Source organism: Streptomyces scopuliridis RB72 (assembly GCF_000718095.1).
GTDB classification, from domain to species: domain Bacteria; phylum Actinomycetota; class Actinomycetes; order Streptomycetales; family Streptomycetaceae; genus Streptomyces; species Streptomyces scopuliridis.
Map to the genome: position 1 here is coordinate 1 of NZ_JOEI01000013.1, position 21,352 is coordinate 21,352.

The following is a 21,352-nucleotide window of genomic DNA, read 5'->3' on the forward strand; positions in this document are numbered from 1 at the left end:
TTCCACAGGACCCACCCTCCCCGCACACTCGAAGCCCTGAAGCGCCTGATCGAGCACCACGACGAGATCAACTCAAGCAGTAGTTAAATTACGGGTCCTGAGCCGCTTCCAGTTCGTTGCCGACCACCACCGCCGCTACGGCGTGAAGCGGCTGTGCACCATCCTGGGCATCGCCCGCTCCAGCTTCTACTACTGGCGTCGGACGGCCGCGGACCGGGCCGCCCGGCAGGCGGCCGACGCCCGCCTCGCCGCCCGGATACGGGCCGTGCACCGCGAGTCGGACGGCACCTACGGCGTCCCCAGGATCACCGCCGAACTCCGCGACGAGGGCGGGCGAATCAACCACAAGCGGATCGCGCGGGTGATGCGCAGCATCGGCCTGGCAGGCGTGCGGCTGCGTCGCAGGCACCGCACCACTGTTGCGGACCCGGCCTCGGCGAAGGCTCCGGACCTCGTCGGCCGCGACTTCACGGCAAGCGAGCCGAACACGAAGTACGTCGGCGACATTACCTATCTCCCGCTGGATGGCGGGAAGTTCTTGTATCTGGCTACCGTCATCGACCTCGCCTCACGGCGCCTGGCCGGCTGGGCGATCGCGGACCACATGCGCACCGGTCTCGTCATCGACGCCCTGGCCGCCGCCGAAGGGACCCGCGGCAGCCTCTCCGGGGCGGTCATGCACACCGACCACGGGGCCCAGTACACCAGCCGTGCCTTCGCCGACGCCTGCCGCCAGGCCGGCGTCCGCCAGTCTATGAGCGCGATCGGCTCCAGCGCGGACAACGCGCTTGCCGAGTCCTTCAACGCGACGTTCAAACGCGAGACGCTTCAGGGCCGCAAGACCTGGTCCAGTGAACGCGAGGCCCGCCTCGACGCGTTCCGTTGGCTCAACCGCTACAACACCCGACGCCGTCACTCCCGCCTCGGACAACGCAGTCCCATCGCTTACGAGACAGCACTCGACCCAACATCAACTACCCTGGCCCAAGCCGCATAGCCCGTGTCCAAGATTCCGGGTCAAGGCCCACCCTCGACGCGGCGAGCAGGATCACCGCCGTCCACGCACGCGGGTGGAATGAGCAGTACGCCTACAACACCGACGGAGACCAGACCCACACCGCCCTTCCCGCCCAGGCACCCGGCCAGGACAGCACCGGCGCGCGCGGCTACGACGGCACCCGCATCACGCATGCCGGCCGAAGCCGGTACCACTACGACGCCCAGGGCCGTATTGCCCTGCGGCAGACCACCACCCTCAGCGGGAAGACCCTCACGTGGCGCTTCACCTGGGACGCCGAAGACCGCCTCACCCACGTCCAGGCCCCCGACGGAGCACGGTGGCGCTACCTCTACGACGCGCTCGGCCGCCGGATCGCCAAACAGTGCCTGGACTCCGAGAGCCGCGTCGTCGAAGCCACCTCCTACTGCTGGGACGGGGTGCAGCTGGCCGAGCAGTACACCGAGGGCACGACGCTGGTGTGGGACTACGCGGGACTACGCGGGGCTGCGCCCGCTGGCGCAGCGCGAGTTCAAGACCGACCGTGCCCAGGAGAAGATCGACCGGCGCTTCTTCGCGATCGTCACCGACCTGTCCGGCAGCCCCAGCGAACTCGTCGCAGGCGACGGGTCGCTCGCGTGGCGGGCCCGCAGTACGGCATGGGGCGCCACCCAGTGGAACCGCGACAGCACCGCCTACACCCCGCTGCGTTACCCGGGCCAGTACTTCGACCCGGAAACCGGACTCCACTACAACGTCAACCGCTACTACGACCCCGACCTGGGCCGGTACATCACCCCCGACCCGCTCGGCCTCGCCCCCGCCGTCAATCACTACGCCTACGTACCCAACCCCTTCACCCTGGCCGACCCTCTGGGCCTGGCGGGTTGCGAAGCCGACCCCACCTGGGGAGGGCGGGTCACCTTCACCCAGGACGAACACGGCCGCCCGTACGAGATGAACGCGACCATCACGAGAGACATGCTCGACGAAGGCACGGACGCGCGTAACTCGCTGAAACCACCTGGGTTCATACATGGCACCGACTACAACCAGGCCCGGGGACACATGCTGGCGAATATGCTCGGCCGTTCCGGAGACACCCTGGATAATCTGTTTACCATCACGCAAAACCCTACAAACAGCCCGCATATGAGGGACCTGGAGCAGTCGATCTACAACGCCGTCGCGGTGGACGGAGAGACCGTCACCTATAACGTCTACCTCGAATACACGGACGACAAGAAGGATTCCGTCCCGAAGTGGATTCAGATGGAGGCCCACGGAAGCGGCGGCTTCCATCTTGACGAGCAGTTCGAAAACCCCGACCACGCCGCACAGCAACAGCGCCGCCTCCGAGGAGCCCCGTGACCGCCATCGCCGCACTCACCCAGCTCTGCCCACCCCCTCAGAACCCACCCCCCGCCATCGACTGGAACGGGGTCGAGGCCGGCCTCGGCATGCGACTCCCCGAGGACTACAAGCAGCTCGCGGCCACCTACGGTCCCGGGGCCTTCTCCGGCTACATCCACATCTACCAGCCCCATGGCGCCACCGAATGGGTCGACCTCACCGGCCCCATGCCCGCCAGGATCCGCGTGCAGCTCCAAACGGACTACGACCGCGGCACACACCCCGTCCCGTACGACCCGCAGCACCTGTTCGCCATCGGCGGCACCGACAACGGCGAATACCTCTTCTGGATCACCGACCCGCAAGGTGCCCCTGACGCCTGGCGTATCGCCGTGAACGAAGCGCGTGGGCCACGCTGGTTCACCTTCGACGGCACGCTCACCGAGTTCCTCACCTCAGTCTTGAGCGGAGAGACGGCCGTCCCCCAGTTCCCCAAGGACCTCCTTGAGCAGGCGGCAAGTTTCGCCCCCTCGCAACCCACCCTCTGGACACCCGCACAGGCCCCGACCAGACCACCCGTCGACAGCAACACCATCCGGGAATGGGCACGCGCCAACGGGTACGAAGTGGCAGACCGCGGCCGTATCACCGCCGAGGTCCGCGAAGCATGGGAGCAGGCCACCAGCAGCTGAGCATGCTCCCCCGCTGTCTCCGATTCCGGGTTCTGACGGAGCGAGGGCCCCGAGGGCTGGATCCGCTTCCCCCGGAAGAGCCGAGAAGAAAGCGCTGTTGTCGGCAGAGATGCTCAAAAGCTGTCAAATCATTCTTGGAGTCCGTCTTGCCTTGGCCTCGGTAGCCGTCGATGCATGGTGAACGGCGTGCGTTGGCAGAGAGGCGTGCGCTCCTCCCTGTGGGTGCGGGGGAGACTCAACTGTTCCTGCTGCCGTCCGTGGCCCGGTGGCGAGCACCTGGGGGTGGTGTATCAGCCGCCGGTCGACGGGCGTAGTCAAAGCGGTCCCAGCTCGTCTGCCGCATTCTTGGCGAACGGTGGCGGCTAGTGAAGTTCGAGACCGCAGGGTGGGCGGTCCTGGGTCTCCTGGGTGTCAACGCCATACAGGCGGAGTTGCGCGCCGTCGGCTCGGTTGCGTCGCACCCGTCAGTCACCTCTCTCCGTGCCCTGCCCTGTTACGGCTGGCCTGCGTCGAGCTCGGCCCCTACCCGCAGGACAGTGCGAAGCCGAGGGCAGTCAGTACGGCCACCGTCCCGCTGGTGGCCACGGTCAGAGGCACCGCCAGTGAGGGGTGCAGATAGATCACGTACGTAAGCCCGGTGAAGATCAGGCCGAGTACTGCAGCCAGGAGTAGCCACAGAAGCGTCTGATTCTGGTCCGGGGAGCCGGGTGAATTCATCGTTGCGGCCACCGCTTTGGGAGCTTGGGACCCTGTCCCTGACATCGGGACCGGAGATCTGAGGTGACACGACGATCAGTCATCGGCGGTCGTCTCTAACGAGACGGAGCCCGTGATCTGAACTTTTTAGTTGGTAGAGACCTCGGAAAGGCATACGCGGAGGGTAGTGCCTGCTGAGAGGGCTTCGGGTCGGTTCCAATGCTGAATCCAGCAGGGTTCAGCCCTTCGGCGTAGCAAGTCTCCTCGCGCTCTTGGGTGTCGGCGGTCAGTGACCTGTCATCATGAATCCGATGAAGTTCCCTTGCTTCAAGGGATGGCCCCTTTTTGGTTGGTAGCAATATGTGCTCCCCGCACATGCGGGGTTATGGGTGCCATCTCCGGTGCCAATAGTGCTATTGAATGACTGAATGCTGGCGGCAGCGGAAGAATTCCCGAGGGGCAATTGGGAGAGACGATCATCCCGGGCGGCCATGTTCGACTCGACGGGCCCCCGAGGATGAGGTAAGCAGGAAGCCCACGGCCTCGGCTGGTTCAGCTACCTGGGGCCATCCCCGCGAGTGCGGGGAGCAGACGGGATGAGTGGCCCCGGGACAGGCGAATTGGGGACCATCCCCGCGAGTGTGGGGAGCAGGAACGGTTCTGGCTCGGTCTGCCCGGCCACACGGGACCATCCCCGCGGGTGCGGGGAGCAGCCGCTGATGGTCGTGGACGGCGACGCGGTCCTGGGACCATCCCCGCGGGTGCGGGGAGCAGTCCCCTCCATGAATACGGCAGAGGGATACCGTAGGACCATCCCCGCGGGTGCGGGGAGCAGGAGGTCGACCTCGCCGGCACGCGGCGACTCGGGGGACCATCCCCGCGGGTGCGGGGAGCAGTCCCAGGCGTCGGCGACCATCTGTGCGCAGGTGGGACCATCCCCGCGGGTGCGGGGAGCAGCAGCCCGGCGAACACCCGCTGCTGAACGGCCTGGGACCATCCCCGCGGGTGCGGGGAGCAGCAGGTGCTGCTGGTCGAGGACGGGGATTCGTGGGGACCATCCCCGCGGGTGCGGGGAGCAGGGCGCCTCTGATCTCGTCCATGAATCCGGCCAGGGACCATCCCCGCGGGTGCGGGGAGCAGTCGACAGTGTGGGGCAGTCCATCGGGCCGGTCGGGACCATCCCCGCGGGTGCGGGGAGCAGCGATGGCCTCGTGGCCGGGGCCGCCGTTGCGAGGGACCATCCCCGCGGGTGCGGGGAGCAGGCGTCCAGCGGAACCTGCCCGAAGGTCGGGTCGGGACCATCCCCGCGGGTGCGGGGAGCAGCGCGCCGGACTGGTCCTCGACCCGTGGCAGCAGGGACCATCCCCGCGGGTGCGGGGAGCAGACCCGCGCGGTGGGCGAGGCGGAGGACACCGCGGGACCATCCCCGCGGGTGCGGGGAGCAGGCCCGCAGGCGCTCAGGCGGGCAGGGAAACGCGGGACCATCCCCGCGGGTGCGGGGAGCAGTGAAGAGCCGTACAGAGGATGCGGCCCTGGCCGGGACCATCCCCGCGGGTGCGGGGAGCAGTTCAGCCGTACATCCCCCGCCAGCTCCCCGCGGGGACCATCCCCGCGGGTGCGGGGAGCAGCGAACGGTACGGACAGCCACGGCGTTACCCCCGGGACCATCCCCGCGGGTGCGGGGAGCAGGAATACTTCGAAGGAGACGCAGACCCCGAGGCGGGACCATCCCCGCGGGTGCGGGGAGCAGTTTTGCGGTACTTCTGCATAACCTTTACCGGAAGGACCATCCCCGCGGGTGCGGGGAGCAGCCCAGGATCAGGTGCAGCTCACGGCCCAGGTGGGGACCATCCCCGCGGGTGCGGGGAGCAGCCCCGGCACGGACGTATCCGTACCGGGGCAGAGGGACCATCCCCGCGGGTGCGGGGAGCAGTGCGGGCCTCCGTAGGGGTCCAGCAGAACCGGAGGACCATCCCCGCGGGTGCGGGGAGCAGACTCCGTGACCTGCTGCGTTACTCACGGCGGGCGTGGTTTCCGAGCAGTTCCATCAATTCCGGCAAAAGGTGTGTAGGGGGCATTGTGTGGGTCTCTGTGCTTGTGCGCGGCGGCCCGTCGGGTTAGGGCAACGCCAGATGGTAGGGGTTGCCCTGAACCACCGCGGGGATTTTATCCGGGGCGGTGTTGTGTACGGATGTTTTTCGTATATGGCCGTCTTGGTGGGTGGTTTACCTGTATTCATCTGCCATGACCGTTGAGATGGAGGAGCCTCGTGAGGGGCTTGGGGGCCGGCTCGTGGGACCCGTGCGGTCTGTGTGGGCCAAGCACGATCGGGACACTGAGGGGTGGCTACCGCTGTGGCGGCATATGGCGGACAGTGCGGCGGTGGCCGGGCTGCTGTGGGACAACTGGCTGCCCGAGAACGTGCGGGCTCTGATCGCCAAGGCGTTGCCCGGCGGGGCGCGGGATGCCCGGCTGCTGTGCGTGTGGCTGGCCGCTGTGCACGACATCGGGAAGGCGACGCCGGCTTTCGCCTGTCAGGTCGACCAGCTCGCCGACCGTATGCGGGCGGAGGGCCTGGAGATGAAGACCCGGCGCCAGTTCGGGGAGGACCGCAGGATCGCTCCGCACGGTCTGGCCGGGCAGGTGTTGTTGGGGGAGTGGCTGGAGGAGCGACACGGCTGGACGGCAAGGCAGTCCGGGCAGTTCGCTGTCGTTCCGGGTGGCCACCACGGGGTGCCGCCGGAGCATGGTCAGCTCAACGATGTGTACGACCGGCCGCATCTGCTGCGTACGCCGGGGCCGAGCGGGAAACTGTGGCGGCGGGTGCAGGAGGAGTTGCTCGATGCGTGCTCCGAGGAGTACCGGGTGGGGGCGCGGCTCTGCGCGTGGCGGGCGGTCGTGTTGCCGCAGCCGATGCAGGTACTGCTCACGGCTGTGGTGATCGTCGCCGACTGGATCGCCAGTAACCCGGATCTGTTCCCGTATTTTCCGCAGGAGACGCGCGGTGGTGAGGAGCGGGTGGCGGCGGCCTGGCGTGGGCTGCGGCTGCCGTCGCCGTGGTGGGCCGAGGAGCCGGTCGGGGACGCGCAGGAGCTGTTCGCCTCGCGTTTCGATCTGCCGCCGGGGGCGAAGGTCAGGCCGGTGCAGGAAGCCGCGGTCCGGTTGGCGCGTGAGATGCCCGTACCCGGTCTCATGATCATCGAGGCGCCGATGGGGGAGGGGAAGACGGAGGCCGCGCTCGCTGTCGCCGAGATCTTCGCTGCCCGCTCGGGTGCGGGCGGGGTGTTCTTCGCGCTGCCCACCATGGCCACCGGCAACGCGATGTTTCCGCGTCTGCTGGACTGGCTGGACCGGTTACCGGCTCAGGAGGGCGCCAGGCGCTCGGTTCTGCTCGCGCACTCCAAGGCGGCTCTCAACGACGAGTTCGCTGATTTGCTGCGCGCCGGCCGGCAGACGATCGCCGCTGTCGACGTGGACGCCGAGGCGGAGCGGTGGCGGCCGTCGGACGAGAGGCGGTCTGCTCCGGCCGAGCTGATCGCCCATGCCTGGCTGCGCGGGCGGAAGAAGGCGATGTTGTCGTCGTTCGTGGCCGGCACCGTGGACCAGCTGCTGTTCGCCGGGCTGAAGAGCCGTCACCTGGCGCTGCGTCACCTCGCGGTCGCGGGCAAGGTCGTCGTGATCGACGAGGCGCACGCTTACGACACCTACATGAGCGTCTACCTGGACCGGGTCCTGTCGTGGCTGGGTGCCTACCGGGTGCCGGTGGTGGTGCTGTCCGCGACGCTTCCTGCGGCCCGGCGCCGGCAGCTCGCGCAGGCTTACGCCGGTGCGGGCGGCGACGCCGCCGGCTTCGACTCGGTGGACCAGTCCGTCACGTATCCGCTGCTGACCACCGTGACGCCCGGTCAGGCCCCGGTTGTGGAAGGTCCCGGGGCGTCGTCCCGGGGCGGGGAGGTCCGTCTGGAACGGCTCGACGACGGCCAGATGGTCCTGGCGGACCGCCTGGCGGTCGAACTCGATGGCGGTGGCTGCGCCCTGGTCGTTCGTAATACCGTCCGGCGGGTCCTGGAGACGGCCCGCGTGCTGCGTGAACGCTTCGGTGACGAGGCCGTGACTGTCGCCCACTCGTGTTTCATCGACGTGGACCGCGCGGCGAAGGACGCGGACCTGCTCGAACGGTTCGGGCCGCCGGAAAAGGCGGATGGCCGGCGCCCGGTCGGGCCGCACATCGTGGTCGCCAGCCAGGTTGCCGAGCAGTCCCTTGATGTCGACTTCGACCTGCTTGTCACTGACCTGTGCCCGGTCGACCTGATGCTTCAGCGGATGGGGCGCCTGCACCGCCACTGGCGGGGCGAGGGCCAGGCGGAGCGCCCCGCGCGGCTGCGTACGGCACGCTGCCTGGTCACCGGCGTTGACTGGCGCGGGGAGGTGCCCGCTCCGGTCAGGGGATCGGTCGCTGTGTACGGGGCATACGCGCTGCTGCGCTCCGCCGCTGTCCTGCTGCCGCACCTGGACGGCCCGAAGCGGCCCGTGCGGCTGCCCGACGACATCAGCCCCTTGGTCCAGGGCGCGTACGCGGACGCGCCGGTTGGCCCCGAGGAATGGTCCGGGGCGATGGCCGCGGCACGGGAGCGTCACGAGAGGCATCGCGCGGACCAGGCCGGACGGGCGGAGGTGTTCCGTCTCGACGCGGTGGGCCGGCCCGGTCGGCCGCTTATCGGCTGGATCGCGGCGGGCGCGGGCGACGCGGACGACACCCGGGCCGGACGGGCACAGGTCCGCGACAGCAAGGAGAGCCTGGAGGTGGTCGTCGTGCAGCGGCGCGCCGACGGGTCGCTGGCCACTGTGCCCTGGCTCGGCGGGGGCCGGGGCGGGCTGGAGCTGCCCCAGGACCGGCCTCCGGCGCCGGCTGCGGCGCGGGCCGCGGCCGGCTGCGGGCTGAGGCTGCCCATCCAGTTCTCGCACGCGGAGGTCATGGACCGTGCTATCGCCGAACTTGAGGAACTCTACGTACCGGCTTGGCAGGTGAAGGACAGCCATTGGCTGGCCGGCCAGCTCATTCTGGCGCTCGACGCCGACTGTCAGACCCGGCTGGCAGGCTTCTCACTCCGCTACAGCGAGACCGACGGCCTTGAGGTGACTGGTGACTGACTCCGGCGAACGATCCACGGGGGGCGACACGTTGTCGTTCGACCTGACGTCCCGCCCGTGGATCCCCGTGCTGTGGAGGGACGGAACCCAGGGCGAGCTGTCGCTTCGTGACGTCTTCGCGCGGGCAGGCGAGGTGCGCCGTGTCGTGGGAGACCTGCCCACACAGGAGTTCGCCCTCACCCGTCTGCTTCTCGCGTTGGCTCACGACGCGCTGGAGGGCCCGAGCGACACCGAGCACTGGGCGCGGCTGTGGGCCGACCAGGACTGCTTCGGGCCGCTGGCGGGCTATCTCGACGAGCACCGTGAACGGTTCGACCTGCTGCACCCGCACACGCCGTTCTTCCAGGTGGCGTCGTTACGTACCGCGCGCGACGAGGTCTTCTCCCTCAACCGGATCGTGGCCGACGTGCCCAACGGTGAGCCGTTCTTCAGCTCCCGGATGCCGGCCGTCGGCAGCCTCGGCTTCGCCGAGGCGGCCCGCTGGGTCGTGCACGCGCATGCCTACGACACCTCCGGCATCAAAACCGGGATCGACGGCGACGAGCGGGTCAAGGGCGGCAGGGTGTATCCGCTCGGGGTCGGCTGGGCCGGCACTCTTGGCGGTGTCTTCGCCGAGGGCGAGACGCTGCGCCAGACTCTGCTGCTCAACCTGGTCGCCGCCGACACCAGCGGTGCGCGGTTCTGCGACGACGACCGTCCGGCCTGGCGGCATGAGCCGTGCGGACCCGGCCCGGCGGGCCGGCAGCGGCCGTCGGGCGTGCGTGACCTGTACACCTGGCAGAGCCGCCGGCTGCGCCTGCACTTCGACGCGGACGGTGTGCACGGCGTCGTTCTCGGCTACGGCGATCCGCTGGCTCCGCACAACATGCACACCGACGAGCCGATGACCGCGTGGCGCAGGAGCCGCGCCCAGGAGAAGAAACGCGGCGAGCCGCTCGTCTACCTGCCGCGTGAGCATGATCCGGCGCGCTCGGCCTGGCGCGGACTTGAAGCCCTCGTCGTAGGACGGGCCGAGGCGGGACAGGGCGCCGAAGCCGCCAAGGCACTGCGGCCGGGCATCCTCGAATGGATTGCCAGGCTGGTGACGGAAGGCGAGCTGCCGCGCGGTTTCCTCATCCGGGCGCGCGTCATCGGCGCGGTCTACGGCACCCAGCAGTCCGTGATCGACGACGTGGTCGACGATCGCCTTGCCATGGGTGTGGTCCTGCTGCACCAGCATGACCGCGCGTATGCCCGGCAGGCCATCGATGCGGTGTCCGATGCGGAGAGCGCGGTCACCGCCCTCGGTGATCTCGCCACGGATCTCGCCCGCGCGGCGGGCAGCGAGACCGAAGGGCGTCGCTCGGCCGCCCGTGACCTGGGCTTCGCCACCCTGGACGGCCCCTACCGCACCTGGCTGCGGGACCTGACCGCGGCCGAGGACCCCGGAGCGCACCGCACCCACTGGCAGCAGGATGCGTACCGGCATGTGCGGCGGCTCGGTGACCGGCTCATGAGCGAGGCGGGCGACGCCGCGTGGGAGGGCCGGGTGGTGGCCACGAAGAAGGGATCCGAGTGGCTCAACTCGGCCCTCGCCGACACAAGGTTCCGCTTCCGCCTCGGCAAGGCCCTCAGCGATCCGTTCCCCTCCGACTCCTCTCCGAAGGTGCCCGCATGACCACCGTCACCGTGCCCACCAGCACCCAGCGCGTCGGACAGCTCACCGGCGAGATCATCCACCCGCTGCAACGGGACTACCTGGTCGACCAGTCCTACGCGGTGGCGGCGCTGGCCCGGCTGCGCCGCGGAGCGGGCAAGGAGTTCTCCCAGGTGCCGGACCTGTGGGGGCTGATTGACACCGGAGCTCTCCACGACCAGCCGAAGGACGGCGGGCGGCCGCTGAGCGAGGACGAACTGACCCGCGCCGAGGACGCCGTGCACGTGGTGCTGACGCTGTGGGCGCTGCACCAGCAGTCACGCGGCACGGCCATGCACCGGCCCGATCGCCGGTACGCACCTGGGGGACTCGGCGCCGCCGTGCGCCGGCTGATGCCGCCCGGCGAGATTACGGAGCCTGTTCGCAAGCGTTTGGTGCGTGCCGGCACCGCACCCGACCTGCCTGCTCTGGCCCAGCGTCTGCGGGACATCGTCGTGCTGCTGCGGGGCGCCGACATCCCCCTCGACTATGCCCTCCTGGCCGAGCAGCTCTACCGCTGGCAGGAGCCCGTCGGCCGCGACGGCGTACGCCGTGCCTGGGGACGGTCGTTCCACTCCTACCGCGCGCCCCAGGACAACGGCGCCGATGCCCCGGCCTCATCCGACGACGACACCACCGACCTCACGGACAAGGACGCCTCGTGAACCGCATCTTCCTCGACGTGCACGCGCTTCAGACCGTGCCGCCCAGCAATCTCAACCGGGACGACACGGGTGCCCCGAAGTCCGCCGTGTACGGAGGTGTGCCCCGCGCCCGCGTGTCCAGCCAGGCATGGAAGCGAGCCACCCGTACCTACTTCAGCGACGAGAACCTCCTCGACCCGAACGAGCTGGGCGTACGGACAAAGAAGGTCGCCGAAGTCCTCGCCGCCCGCATCACTGCCATGGACCCCGCATTGAACGGGGCCGAAGCCCTCCGGCTCGCGGCCGAAGTGATCCACGGAGCCACCGGCTCCAAGATCGAGGTGCCCAAGCGGAAAGCCGACGCCGCCAAGGACGGCGCGGACGAGCCGGCACCGGAGTCCAAGTACCTGATGTTCCTCAGCGCCCGGCAGCTCGACGGTCTCGCCGCGCTGGCCATCGAGGGCGCCGACGACATCAAGGTCTACCTGAAGGACAAGGACAACAAGGCGCGCGCCCGGGAGGTCGCCGACACCCGGCACTCCGTCGACATCGCGCTGTTCGGCCGCATGGTCGCCGACTCCGCCGACTTCAACGTCGACGCTGCTGTTCAGGTCGCCCATGCCATCAGCGTGCACCGTGTCGACAACGAGTCCGACTACTACACCGCCGTGGACGACGAGAACACCGACGCGGAGTCGGGAGCCGGAATGATCGGCACCGTCGACTTCAACTCAGCCACCCTCTACCGCTACGCGGCACTCGGCGTCCACCAGCTCGCCAAGAATCTGGGAGAGGGACTGCGCGAGGAAGAACCGCGCACGGCGCCGGTGCGGCGCGCGGTCGAGGCATTCGTACGGAGCTTCCTCGAATCCCTGCCGACCGGCAAGATCAACACGTTCGGGCATCACACCCTCCCCGACGCCGTGGTGGTGAAACTGCGCACCACGCGGCCCATCAGCTTCGTCGCCGCGTTCGAGGACCCCGTCACCGGTGAGAGCGGTCACCTGCGCGAGGCCGTGGCCCGACTTGCCGAGTACATCCCGGACGTGGAGCGTGCGTACGGCGACGAGGAGTCCACCCTCTCCTGGGTACTGCGGGTTGGACCGAACACCGAGAAGCTCTCCGGCCTCGGCACCGAGACGCAGCGCCTGAGCGACCTGGTCCAGTCGGTCGGCCAGGCCGTCGCGGAGCGTCTGGACAAGCCCGCATGAGCGTGCTGCTGCTCCGGCTGGCCGGCCCCCTGCAGGCCTGGGGGGCATCGGCCCGCTTCGTCCGCCGCACCACCGAGTCTGCCCCCACCAAGAGCGGCGTCATCGGCATGCTCGCCGCCGCCCTGGGCCTCGACCGCGGTGACGACACCGGCCTGGCCCGGCTGGCCGCCCTGCGCTTCGGCGTCCGTATCGACCAGCCAGGCACGCGCCTAAGGGACTTCCAGACCGCCCACCATGCCGACACCGGCAAATCCATGCCGCTGTCCGAACGCTTCTACCTCGCCGACGCCGTCTTCGTCGCCGCCGTAGAAGGAGACCTCACTCTCCTGAACGAACTGCACGAAGCCCTGCGCACCCCGGCCCACCCGCTCTTCCTCGGCCGCCGCTCCTGCCCGCCGGCCCTCCCGCTGGAGCTCGGCATCCGCGACGCCTGCCTTCAGCAGACGCTGCGCGACGAGCCCTGGCAGGCCGCCCCCTGGTACCAGAAGCTCCGCCGCACCGATCCCACCGTGCCCTTGGTCGTCCTGAGGGAAGCCGCCCCCGACGAGCAGCACGGGGACGAGCAGCGTGACCAGCCCCTCAGCTTCGCCGCCGAGCACCGGCGGCACGCGCTGCGCTCCGTGGTCAGCACCAGCGTGGACGTATCGAACCCGCGCGCCGTGGCGGCCCGTGTGCCGGCCACAGCCCGCCCGGTACGACGACACGAACCGTTCGACGCCCTGGAGGAAGAAAACCCCTGATGTATCTGACCCGCTTCCGCGTGAACACCGCGCGCCCCGGAGCCCGTCGCCTGCTCTCCTCACCCCAGTCGCTGCACGCGGCCGTCATGGCGTCGTTTCCCGCCCTGCTTCCGACCAGCACGAACACCGGCGGCCCCCGGGTGCTGTGGCGTCTCGACCACAACGCCAAGGCCGAGGTCTTCCTCTACATCGTGAGCCCCGGCACACCGGACCTGACCCACCTCGTCGAACAGGCCGGCTGGCCTGCCGCAGCCGCCAGTCCGGACACTCCTGGCTGGCAGAGCCGCCCGTACGCCCCCTTCCTCGACCGCCTCACCACCGGCGGCCTCTGGGAGTTCCGGCTCACCGCCAACCCCGTCCACCACATCCGGCGCAAGGACGGCGAACCGACCAAACGCACGGCACACCTCACGCCCGTCCACCAGAAGGGCTGGCTCCTCGATCCCGTCCGTCAGCAACGCGCCGGATTCCGCGTCGTCGAGAAGCCGCAGGACAAGCGGCTGCTGCCCGGCGGCACCACCGACAAGAAGTACGAACACCACGGAGACCGGTACGAACTGACCGTCCGCGACGAGCGAGCCCTGTCCTTCGCCAAATCCCGCGAAGACAGGTCACCAGCTCACCGGGTGAAAGTCGTGACGGTCACTTTCGACGGACGCCTCGAAGTCACCGACGCCGACGCACTGCGCCGCACGCTCGCCCAGGGGCTGGGCCGTGCCAAGGCGTACGGCTGCGGACTGATGACTCTTGCCCCGGTCCCGAGCCCCCCGAAGCCGGAGGGGTGAGCCGGTGACGACAGTCGGGAAGCGCCCCGCGCTCACCCCCCGCCACCTGACCCGCACCGGTGAACGCGTCTCCTTCATCTACCTGGAACGCTGCACCATCCACCGGGACTCCAACGCGATCACCGCCGAGGACGCCGACGGCACCACCCACATCCCATCCGCCACCATCGGCACCCTCCTCCTGGGCCCCGGTACCCGCATCACCCACCAGGCAATGAGCCTCCTCGGCGAAACCGGCGCCTGCGTCGCCTGGGTGGGGGAGCATGGCGTGCGCTACTACGCCGGCGGCCGGGCGCTGAGCCGCTCGGCCGCGCTCGTCGAGGCCCAGGCCACTCGATGGGCCAACATGCGCAGCCGACTCGCCGTCGCCCGTGCCATGTACCGGCTGCGCTTCCCCGACGAAGACCCGGACGGACTCACCCGTCATCAACTCCTCGGCCGAGAAGGCGACCGTGTCAAAGACTGCTACCGCGCCCAGGCCGCTCGGACCGGCGTCCCCTGGCGCGGCAGGAAATACACCCCGGGAGACTTCTCCAGCGGCGACGCCGTCAACCAGGGCATCACCGCCGCCGCCCAATGCATGTACGGCATCGCCCACGCTGTGGTCGCCTCTCTCGGATGCAGCCCCGGCCTTGGCTTCGTCCACTCCGGCCACGAGCTCTCCTTCGTCCTGGACATCGCCGACCTCTACAAAACCGAGATCGGCATCCCCCTCGCCTTCGATATCGCAGCCGAATCAGAACAAGACGTCGGCCCCCGCACCCGCCGAGGCCTTCGCGACCACATCAACGAAACCGGACTGCTGAACCGCTGCGTCAACGACATCAAGCACCTCTTGCTGCCGAACGGCGCGGGCACGGGGGACACGCATGACGCAGGCGAAGAAGACCGCGTCACGCTTCAGAGCGACGGCGGCCACGAAGTAGCCGCAGGACGCAACTACGGAGACGCCGACGAGGCGGTCATCTGGTGACCGTGATCGTCCTCACCAACTGTCCCGCCGGCCTACGGGGGTTCCTCACCCGCTGGCTCCTGGAAATCTCCGCCGGTGTTTTCATCGGCAACCCCTCAGCAAGAATCCGCGACATCCTCTGGGAGGAGGTCGAGCAGTACGCAGGCCAAGGCCGCGCCCTACTTGCCCATACCACCAACAACGAACAGGGCTTCACCTTCCGTACCCACGATCACGCCTGGCATCCCGCCGACCATGAAGGCATCACCTTGATCCGACGCCCGGACACCAACACCCGCCCGGTAACCGCCGAACCGCAATCCGGCTGGAGCAAAGCAGCCAAACGCCGCCGATTCGGAAGAGGCTGACCCGATCCGACGTCACTTTTGAGGGAAATGTCGAATTCGATGAAAGTGCTTCAGAACCGGTTTCCTCTGCGCTAAAACCCCAGGTCACGGAGTCTGCTCCCCGCGCCCGCGGGGATGGTCCCGGGTGGGTTCCTGAGGACCGTGACGCGGAGGACCTGCTCCCCGCGCCCGCGGGGATGGTCCCGACCACCGCACCCGCGCCCCGGCTGCTGCGCTCTGCTCCCCGCGCCCGCGGGGATGGTCCCGTGACCCGGGACTCGGAGGGCGCCACGGTGTACTGCTCCCCGCGCCCGCGGGGATGGTCCCGAGCCCTGCCTCCCGAGCTTCCTCACGTGCCGCTGCTCCCCGCGCCCGCGGGGATGGTCCCCTCGTACTCGCGGGCGAGCCCGTAGTCGTAGGCTGCTCCCCGCGCCCGCGGGGATGGTCCCTCCTCGGCGCTGAAGAAGGAGCCGATCAGCAACTGCTCCCCGCGCCCGCGGGGATGGTCCCCGCTGCGACCTGTGCGTCCACCGGCAGGAGGGCTGCTCCCCGCGCCCGCGGGGATGGTCCCTCGGCGGAGGCCGCGGCGAGATCGGCTGCCAGCTGCTCCCCGCGCCCGCGGGGATGGTCCCTGACGGTCCTTGACCTGCTGTTACGGGGTTCACTGCTCACCGCGCCCGCGGGGATGGTCCCTACCGGCTGGTGCGGCCGGTCGGCGGTCAGCACTGCTCCCCGCGCCCGCGGGGATGGTCCCTGCTGCGGGAAGCCCATGCAGCGCGACGGCGACTGCTCCCCGCGCCCGCGGGGATGGTCCCGTCTCCGCGGAGACGGCACGGAGCCGTTCGCCCTGCTCGGCTCTGGCTCAACTTCTGTGACGCGACCACTCTCAGTGATCCGCCTTGCCTTCGAATTTCCGGGCGGCAGAGTCCAAATGGCTCGTTGGGAGAGGGCGGTAGCGCGTGTTCGTTGCCAGCGAAGGCCCGCGAAGTTCATGGCGGCGTGTGTCAGGGTCCTGGCATGACCTCGACACCGGATGGACGCCCTATCCCACCCGCACGTGCTGGCGAGCGCGCCATGCTCGAATCGTGGCTCGACTTTCACCGTGCCACTCTCGCCCTGAAGTGTTCGGGCCTCAAAGACGATCAATTACGGCTGGCCTCGGCTGCGCCGTCGTCGATGACGCTGCTGGGCCTCATCCAGCACATGGCCGAGGTGGAACGCAACTGGTTCCAACGTGTGTTCGCAGGCCAGGACGTGCACGCAGTCTTCGGGGAGAGCAACGTCGACGGCTTTGCACTTGAGGATGGCCGAGGACTCGACGAGGCCGTGGCGGTCTGGCAGACAGAGATCGTTCGAGGGCGTGAGCTCATCGCTGCCGCCTCGCTGGACGACTCCGGTCGGCTGTCTGAGCAGGAAGCCAGCCACGTAGGTGACGGAGGTGTTTCGCTGCGCTGGATCATGGTCCACATGATCGAGGAGTACGCACGTCACAACGGCCATGCCGACCTGATCCGGGAGCGCATCGACGGTGTCGCCGGGGCGTGAAATGCGGTTGGCGACAGCTTGTTCGGCTGGCTTTATTCACCAGTAGTGTCGTGGCACCGTCGCCAGCTGTTACGACAACAGGACTCTTTTTCCGAGGAGTTGGAAGTCGGCCCGGCCGAACATTTGGCGCTTGAGCATCTTGATCCGGTTGACATGCCCTTCGACGACACCCGAATTCCAGGGGAGCGTGAAGCCGGCGATGACTGCTTCGCGGTCGCGGTCGATGCCCGCGGCGAGGGTGTGGAGGCTGGGGAGGTCGTCCTGCCTGACGGCGGCGAGCCAGTCCGGCAGGCGCTCCCCCTGGCGCTCGGTGAGCATGGTCGCGAAGGACCTGACATGCCTGGTGAGTGCGTCGATCTCGGGGCAGTTGGCCCGGACGTTCTTCAGGTGGAGGTGTTCGGTCTCGGAGAGGGTTTCAGGGCGGCGGAGAACCCATCCGGCGACGGCCCGGGGCGAGGGAGGACGGGCTGTAAGGGGCCGCGGCGAGGTGCGTTTCTGGCGGAGGTAGGCACGAACGCGTTGGTAGCTGCCTTTGTAGCCGAGCGGGACGATCTCTTCCCATAGTTTCCAGGCGTTGGTGCGGCCCTCGTTCCACCGGTCGTCCAGGTAGGTCTTGTACTCGTCGAGGACCGAGGTCCGGGTCTGCCACTGCCCGGTGAAGAGGTCTTCCGGCTTGGCGGCGTCCGCGTACCGTTTGACGGTTCGGCTGGTCATGCCGAGCTGCCGCTGGATGGCGCGACGGCTGTGTCCTGCCTCGACCAGGGCATGGACCGTGGCATGCACGGTCCGGGTTCGGTCGGCGAACCGGTGGCCGGTCGGCCATGGTGAGCCGGAGGACTCCTCCGCCGGGTCGGGCTCCGTCTCGGGCGTTTCAGGTGTCTCGGGCACCAGGACTCGCAGGCATCGGCGGTGCTGGGCGATGCTCCGCTCGGCGGCCTCGCTGAGGTTGTGCCAGAGGGTACTGGTGGGCCGTCGGCGAGGTACCTGCAACGCAGGCCCTTCTCCCACGGCCCTCAGCCCGAACGACGCATGCGAGCTTTCCCCGCACATCGCTCTCCAGTGACTACTCCGTGAGTGCTGGGACAGGACTCCTGCCGTGGATGTCCGCGTGACAACTCCCGCAGACCACGAGGGCCTTGGGACGTCGTGCGGCCATGAGATCTGCCCACGGCGGCCGGTTTCCCAATCGCCCGAGGTCCGCGAGCTTGGCGACGTGGTGGACTTCCACCTCGTCGACGCGTCCGCATGACTCGCACCGCCCGGCAAGGAGCCGGGTGACCAGCTCTTTGCGTTTGGTGCTGACCGGGGCCAGCCGACGGTCGGTGACGACCGTCTTCTTGTTCTGTCTCAGCGGGATTCCTCCGAACCGTCCGACCAGCGGCTTCCTGCCGGTGCGTTCGACACGGGCCTCGAAGCACTTGCGTGGCCCGTGCGGTGTCTCGATGGTGGCCGCGTACTTGCGGGCCATCTTCGACACCGACGAGCGGTGCTTATTGGCGAGCGTCATCAGCATCGAGGTCGACATGACCCATTGCAGCCGGGCGAGTCGGAAGACGTCGCCGGCCATCAGGTAGTACTGGACGGTGCCGCGGTACTCCGGCCCGTAGGTGCTGACGATGATGTGGTCGTCATGGTTCAGCAGTTCGGGCCGACGCGCGGGTTTGCCGCGCTTCATGTACTGGGCCCGCTTGGCAGCTACCACCGAACGAGGGACACGCAGACGGATGGTCCCATTGGGGTGGCGTCGTTGCGGTTGCCGCCGGTCAGTGACACCGCCGGCGGAATGCCGTGCGCTTCGGTGATCAGATGGTGCTTCGAGCCTGTCCGGGCACGGTCGACCGGGCTCGGTCCGGTTTTGGGCCGCCCTTCATGGCCCGCACGTGGGAGCCGTCGATCACCGCCCTGGACCAGTCCAGCGCGCCGGCTGCGTGCAGCTCGGCCAACAGCGACTCGTGCAGACGCTGCCAGACACCCGCGTCGTTCCAGTCACGCAGGCGCCACCAGCAGGTCATCCCCGAGCCGAAGCACAGTTCCTGGGGCAGGAACTGTGCCACGGAATCCCGGTGTGGAGCACGAACAAGATGCCCGACAGCACCTTCCGGTCATCCAGACGCTTGCGGCCCGGATGATCCGGCCGACGCGGTACCACCGGCAGCAGCGGCTCGATCCGTGCCCACAGCTCATCCGGCACGATCCACGGCGGCTGTTGACCCTTCCTCATGTGCCAGTCAACAACACCCCAACTACCCACATTCCAGGGCCACTTTGTTAGGAGTTCCAAGAGGGGACCGGCCGGATAGAGTGACGGAAGACGTCTGGCCTGCATGAACGGCCACAAAGGCTCCGCCTCGGTTCAGGGGCGGAGCCTTTACGCGTTGGAAGGATAATCCGTTGCGGGGGAGTTCGACTTCCTGCTCCGAACTGCCGCGATCGTCCCCAGGGCGCTCAGCGTGGTCCCCGTGGGGACTCGTTGGGGACGCGTTGGGGACGCAAGGACAGGAACAGACTGACAAGGGTTCTAGAGCATCAGCACACGACACATACTCTGAGCTGGAAAAACGTCTAGAATCAGCGTAGAAGAGCAAGGGCCGCCAAGATCCTAAAAGGACTCATAATCCGTCGGCCGTGGGTTCGAGTCCCACCCGCCCCACCGGGACGAATAGTCGGAGAAACGATCTGACCTGCGTGAACGTAACCATGGGGGCCACCACGTAAACCGTGGCCGCTCCCATTTCACCCGAAGACCAAGATCAAGTGGCCCAGGAGTGGCCCGCGTGTCCTAGTCGGGACCGAACGAGGACCGAGGGGCTTCCCGAACAGGAGGCTCCCGGTCCTCGGCGTGTCGCGGCCCGCGGGGGCGGCGTGCCCACAGGTGATCCAGGCGCTTGCCCGCACCCGCCCCGGATCGCCGTCGACGGCCCTCTCCCCGGAGCCGCCTGAGCGAGGCTCAGGGGACCCGGACCTGCCGCGTGGGGAGTGAAGTCTCCCCTTGGTCGACTTCCTGCTGCGGCCAGGAGAGACCCCGGATCGTGAACAGGCTTTCCGGCAGGGCGAGTTGATCACGGCCGTGGAGATTCCCGTGCTTCCGCGCCCGCTGCGGTCGGGCTACCTGAAGGTGCGCGACCGGCAGTCCCATGAGCCGCGCATCGTAGGAGGTACGAAGTGAGCCCGGCAGAGACCCGGGCCGGAGAGGTGTCGCGGGCCCTCGGGTTCCGCGTTGACAGATGCCGGGCCCGGTGACTGTAATGGTCCGCGTGTCGCGTGGCACCGGCCGAAGAGCAGTGGGCGGGCCGATGGTCATGGAGGCACCTTCACCGAGGGACGATGCCATGAGTTCAAACTCAGCACTCCGCGCCTGACGCATCCGACGCAGCGCCCCCGCGCGTCGTCCCTTGTTCTCCGCGGTGCCGGGCACCGTCGTACGACATCGATGTTCTTCTCCGGACGAGGGTCCGCGTGCGGTCACCGCGCGCCGTGCGCCGTAGTGCGCGCACATCACGGTCATCCACCATCACCGCGTTCACCCGCGTTCACCCGCGTTCACCCGCGTTCACCGCGGGACCTCACACTTCTCTGGAGAGACGACACCGTATGCCCGCATCCTTCAACCAGGCGATCATCGACGAGTTCCGGGCCAACGGAGGGCAGGTCGGCGGCCCCTTCGAGGGCGGCGACCTCCTCCTGCTCACCACCACCGGCGCCAAGTCCGGGGCGGAGCACACCGTTCCGCTCGGTTACGTCCGCGACGGTGAGCTGCTGCTGATCGTCGGATCCGCGGGGGGCGCGCCGCGTCATCCCGCCTGGTATCACAATCTGCTCGCCCATCCCCGGGTACGGGTGGAGATCGGCACCGAGACGCTCGAACTGATCGCCGTCCCCGCCGAGGGGGCACGGCGCGAGCGGCTGTTCGAGCGGGTCGTGAGCGTGGCGCCCGGATACGCCGACTACCAGTCCGGAACCACCAGGGTCCTGCCCGTCGTGGTGCTCGAACCCTCGGGGGCCGAGGCGGCGGAGGGGCCGGGCGAGATCCGCGGTTTCGCCGACAAGCTGGTGCAGATCCATGGCTGGCTGCGCGCGCAGCTGCGCCACATACAAGCCGAGACCGACGCCCACTTCGCCGCGCGAGCGGCCCACGGCGGCTCCGGTGAACCACCGGCGCCGGAGATCGGTCTTCAGCTCAGGCAGCACTGTCTGGCCTTCTGCCAGTTTCTGACGTTCCACCACACCAGCGAGGACGCCTACACCTTCCCGGCGCTGGCGGACCGTCACCCACACCTGCGCGACGCCCTCGACTGGCTCGGTGAGGAGCACCGTACGCTCGCGCGCGTCAAGGACGCCCTGCTCGCGCTGCTCGCCGACCTCACCACCGCCGACCCCGAACGCTTCCGCGCCGAGCTGGCCCGGCTGTCGGCGGAGCTGGTGGCGCATCTCGACTACGAGGAGGAGTCGCTCCTCCCCGCCCTGAGCGAGATCCGGTGGCCGCCGGGGCCGCCGGAGCCCGAACCGGCCGGGGGCGCGGCGAGCTGACGGGTGCTCGGGGAAGCGTTCCCCTCGTACGTTCGCT

Annotated in this window: 14 protein-coding genes, 5 pseudogenes and 2 CRISPR repeat arrays; of the genes and pseudogenes, 15 read left to right on the plus strand and 4 right to left on the minus strand. The window is 68.8% G+C overall.

The window, feature by feature from the left end; translation table 11 throughout:
• Positions 1-94 precede the first annotated feature (94 nt).
• The 4 genes and pseudogenes from IF11_RS0117445 to IF11_RS0117455 form a co-directional block, all read left to right on the plus strand.
• Positions 95-997: pseudogene (locus IF11_RS0117445) on the plus strand (IS3 family transposase); the annotation flags it as partial.
• Positions 883-1,323: pseudogene (locus IF11_RS43415) on the plus strand (hypothetical protein); the annotation flags it as partial. The pseudogenes IF11_RS0117445 and IF11_RS43415, both read left to right, overlap by 115 nt.
• Entirely contained in the window at positions 1,232-2,368 is a 1,137-nt protein-coding gene (locus IF11_RS38955; RefSeq protein WP_276311269.1) for an RHS repeat-associated core domain-containing protein, read from the plus strand. The pseudogene IF11_RS43415 and the gene IF11_RS38955, both read left to right, overlap by 92 nt.
• Entirely contained in the window at positions 2,365-3,042 is a 678-nt protein-coding gene (locus IF11_RS0117455) for an Lsr2 family DNA-binding protein (protein WP_030352534.1), read from the plus strand. Before IF11_RS38955 ends, IF11_RS0117455 begins: the two co-directional genes overlap by 4 nt.
• A gap of 522 nt (positions 3,043-3,564) precedes the next feature.
• Here the strand turns inward: IF11_RS0117455 and IF11_RS0117460 are convergent.
• Positions 3,565-3,759, minus strand: coding sequence for a hypothetical protein (locus tag IF11_RS0117460; protein WP_030352535.1), 195 nt, complete (start codon positions 3,757-3,759; stop codon positions 3,565-3,567).
• Between the two features lie 541 nt (positions 3,760-4,300).
• Positions 4,301-5,732: direct repeats of the CRISPR family, unit length 29 nt; unit sequence GGGACCATCCCCGCGGGTGCGGGGAGCAG.
• 262 nt (positions 5,733-5,994) lie between these two features.
• Between IF11_RS0117460 and IF11_RS41325 the strand changes: the two genes are divergently transcribed.
• The 9 genes from IF11_RS41325 to IF11_RS0117505 all read left to right on the plus strand — a co-directional run bounded on the left by IF11_RS41325 (position 5,995) and on the right by IF11_RS0117505 (position 16,788).
• Positions 5,995-8,889, plus strand: a complete 2,895-nt coding sequence (locus IF11_RS41325) for a CRISPR-associated helicase/endonuclease Cas3 (RefSeq protein ID WP_051746015.1) — start codon at positions 5,995-5,997, stop codon at positions 8,887-8,889.
• A complete protein-coding gene (gene casA, locus IF11_RS41330) occupies positions 8,882-10,546 on the plus strand; it encodes a type I-E CRISPR-associated protein Cse1/CasA (RefSeq protein ID WP_030352537.1) in 1,665 nt (554 codons plus the stop codon). Before IF11_RS41325 ends, casA begins: the two co-directional genes overlap by 8 nt.
• Positions 10,543-11,229 (plus strand): type I-E CRISPR-associated protein Cse2/CasB, encoded by a 687-nt coding sequence (casB, locus tag IF11_RS0117475; RefSeq protein ID WP_030352538.1) that lies wholly within the window; start codon positions 10,543-10,545, stop codon positions 11,227-11,229. The genes casA and casB overlap by 4 nt, the downstream gene beginning before the upstream one ends.
• A complete protein-coding gene (gene cas7e / locus IF11_RS0117480; RefSeq protein ID WP_030352539.1) occupies positions 11,226-12,419 on the plus strand; it encodes a type I-E CRISPR-associated protein Cas7/Cse4/CasC in 1,194 nt (397 codons plus the stop codon). The genes casB and cas7e overlap by 4 nt, the downstream gene beginning before the upstream one ends.
• Positions 12,416-13,159 carry a type I-E CRISPR-associated protein Cas5/CasD gene (gene cas5e, locus IF11_RS0117485; protein ID WP_030352540.1) on the plus strand — a complete coding sequence of 248 codons (744 nt, stop codon included), beginning with the start codon at positions 12,416-12,418 and terminating at the stop codon, positions 13,157-13,159. Before cas7e ends, cas5e begins: the two co-directional genes overlap by 4 nt.
• Complete coding sequence (gene cas6e / locus IF11_RS0117490) at positions 13,159-13,944, plus strand: type I-E CRISPR-associated protein Cas6/Cse3/CasE (RefSeq protein ID WP_030352541.1); 786 nt, start codon at positions 13,159-13,161, stop codon at positions 13,942-13,944. The genes cas5e and cas6e overlap by 1 nt, the downstream gene beginning before the upstream one ends.
• A gap of 4 nt (positions 13,945-13,948) precedes the next feature.
• Entirely contained in the window at positions 13,949-14,917 is a 969-nt protein-coding gene (gene cas1e, locus IF11_RS0117495) for a type I-E CRISPR-associated endonuclease Cas1e (protein ID WP_030352542.1), read from the plus strand.
• The gene (cas2e, locus tag IF11_RS0117500) at positions 14,914-15,264 is read left to right on the plus strand and encodes a type I-E CRISPR-associated endoribonuclease Cas2e (RefSeq protein ID WP_030352543.1); all 351 of its coding nucleotides are present in this window, start codon (positions 14,914-14,916) and stop codon (positions 15,262-15,264) included. Before cas1e ends, cas2e begins: the two co-directional genes overlap by 4 nt.
• Positions 15,265-15,357: 93 nt before the next feature.
• A CRISPR array of direct repeats spans positions 15,358-16,058; the repeat unit is 29 nt; unit sequence CTGCTCCCCGCGCCCGCGGGGATGGTCCC.
• 202 nt (positions 16,059-16,260) lie between these two features.
• Positions 16,261-16,788, plus strand: a complete 528-nt coding sequence (locus IF11_RS0117505) for a DinB family protein (protein WP_030352544.1) — start codon at positions 16,261-16,263, stop codon at positions 16,786-16,788.
• A gap of 69 nt (positions 16,789-16,857) precedes the next feature.
• Here IF11_RS0117505 and IF11_RS36745 read toward each other — a convergent pair.
• The 3 genes and pseudogenes from IF11_RS36745 to IF11_RS42115 all read right to left on the minus strand — a co-directional run.
• Positions 16,858-17,796, minus strand: a pseudogene (locus IF11_RS36745) (ISL3 family transposase); the annotation flags it as partial.
• 55 nt (positions 17,797-17,851) lie between these two features.
• Positions 17,852-18,490, minus strand: coding sequence for an HNH endonuclease (locus IF11_RS0117515; protein ID WP_240627740.1), 639 nt, complete (start codon positions 18,488-18,490; stop codon positions 17,852-17,854).
• Positions 18,491-18,507: 17 nt separating this feature from the next.
• Positions 18,508-19,009, minus strand: a pseudogene (locus IF11_RS42115) (IS5 family transposase); the annotation flags it as partial.
• Between the two features lie 759 nt (positions 19,010-19,768).
• Here IF11_RS42115 and IF11_RS42120 point away from each other — a divergent pair.
• Positions 19,769-19,927: pseudogene (locus IF11_RS42120) on the plus strand (FAD binding domain-containing protein); the annotation flags it as partial.
• A 452-nt stretch (positions 19,928-20,379) separates the two neighbouring features.
• Positions 20,380-21,315, plus strand: coding sequence for a nitroreductase/quinone reductase family protein (locus IF11_RS0117530; RefSeq protein ID WP_030352547.1), 936 nt, complete (start codon positions 20,380-20,382; stop codon positions 21,313-21,315).
• Positions 21,316-21,352 lie beyond the last annotated feature (37 nt).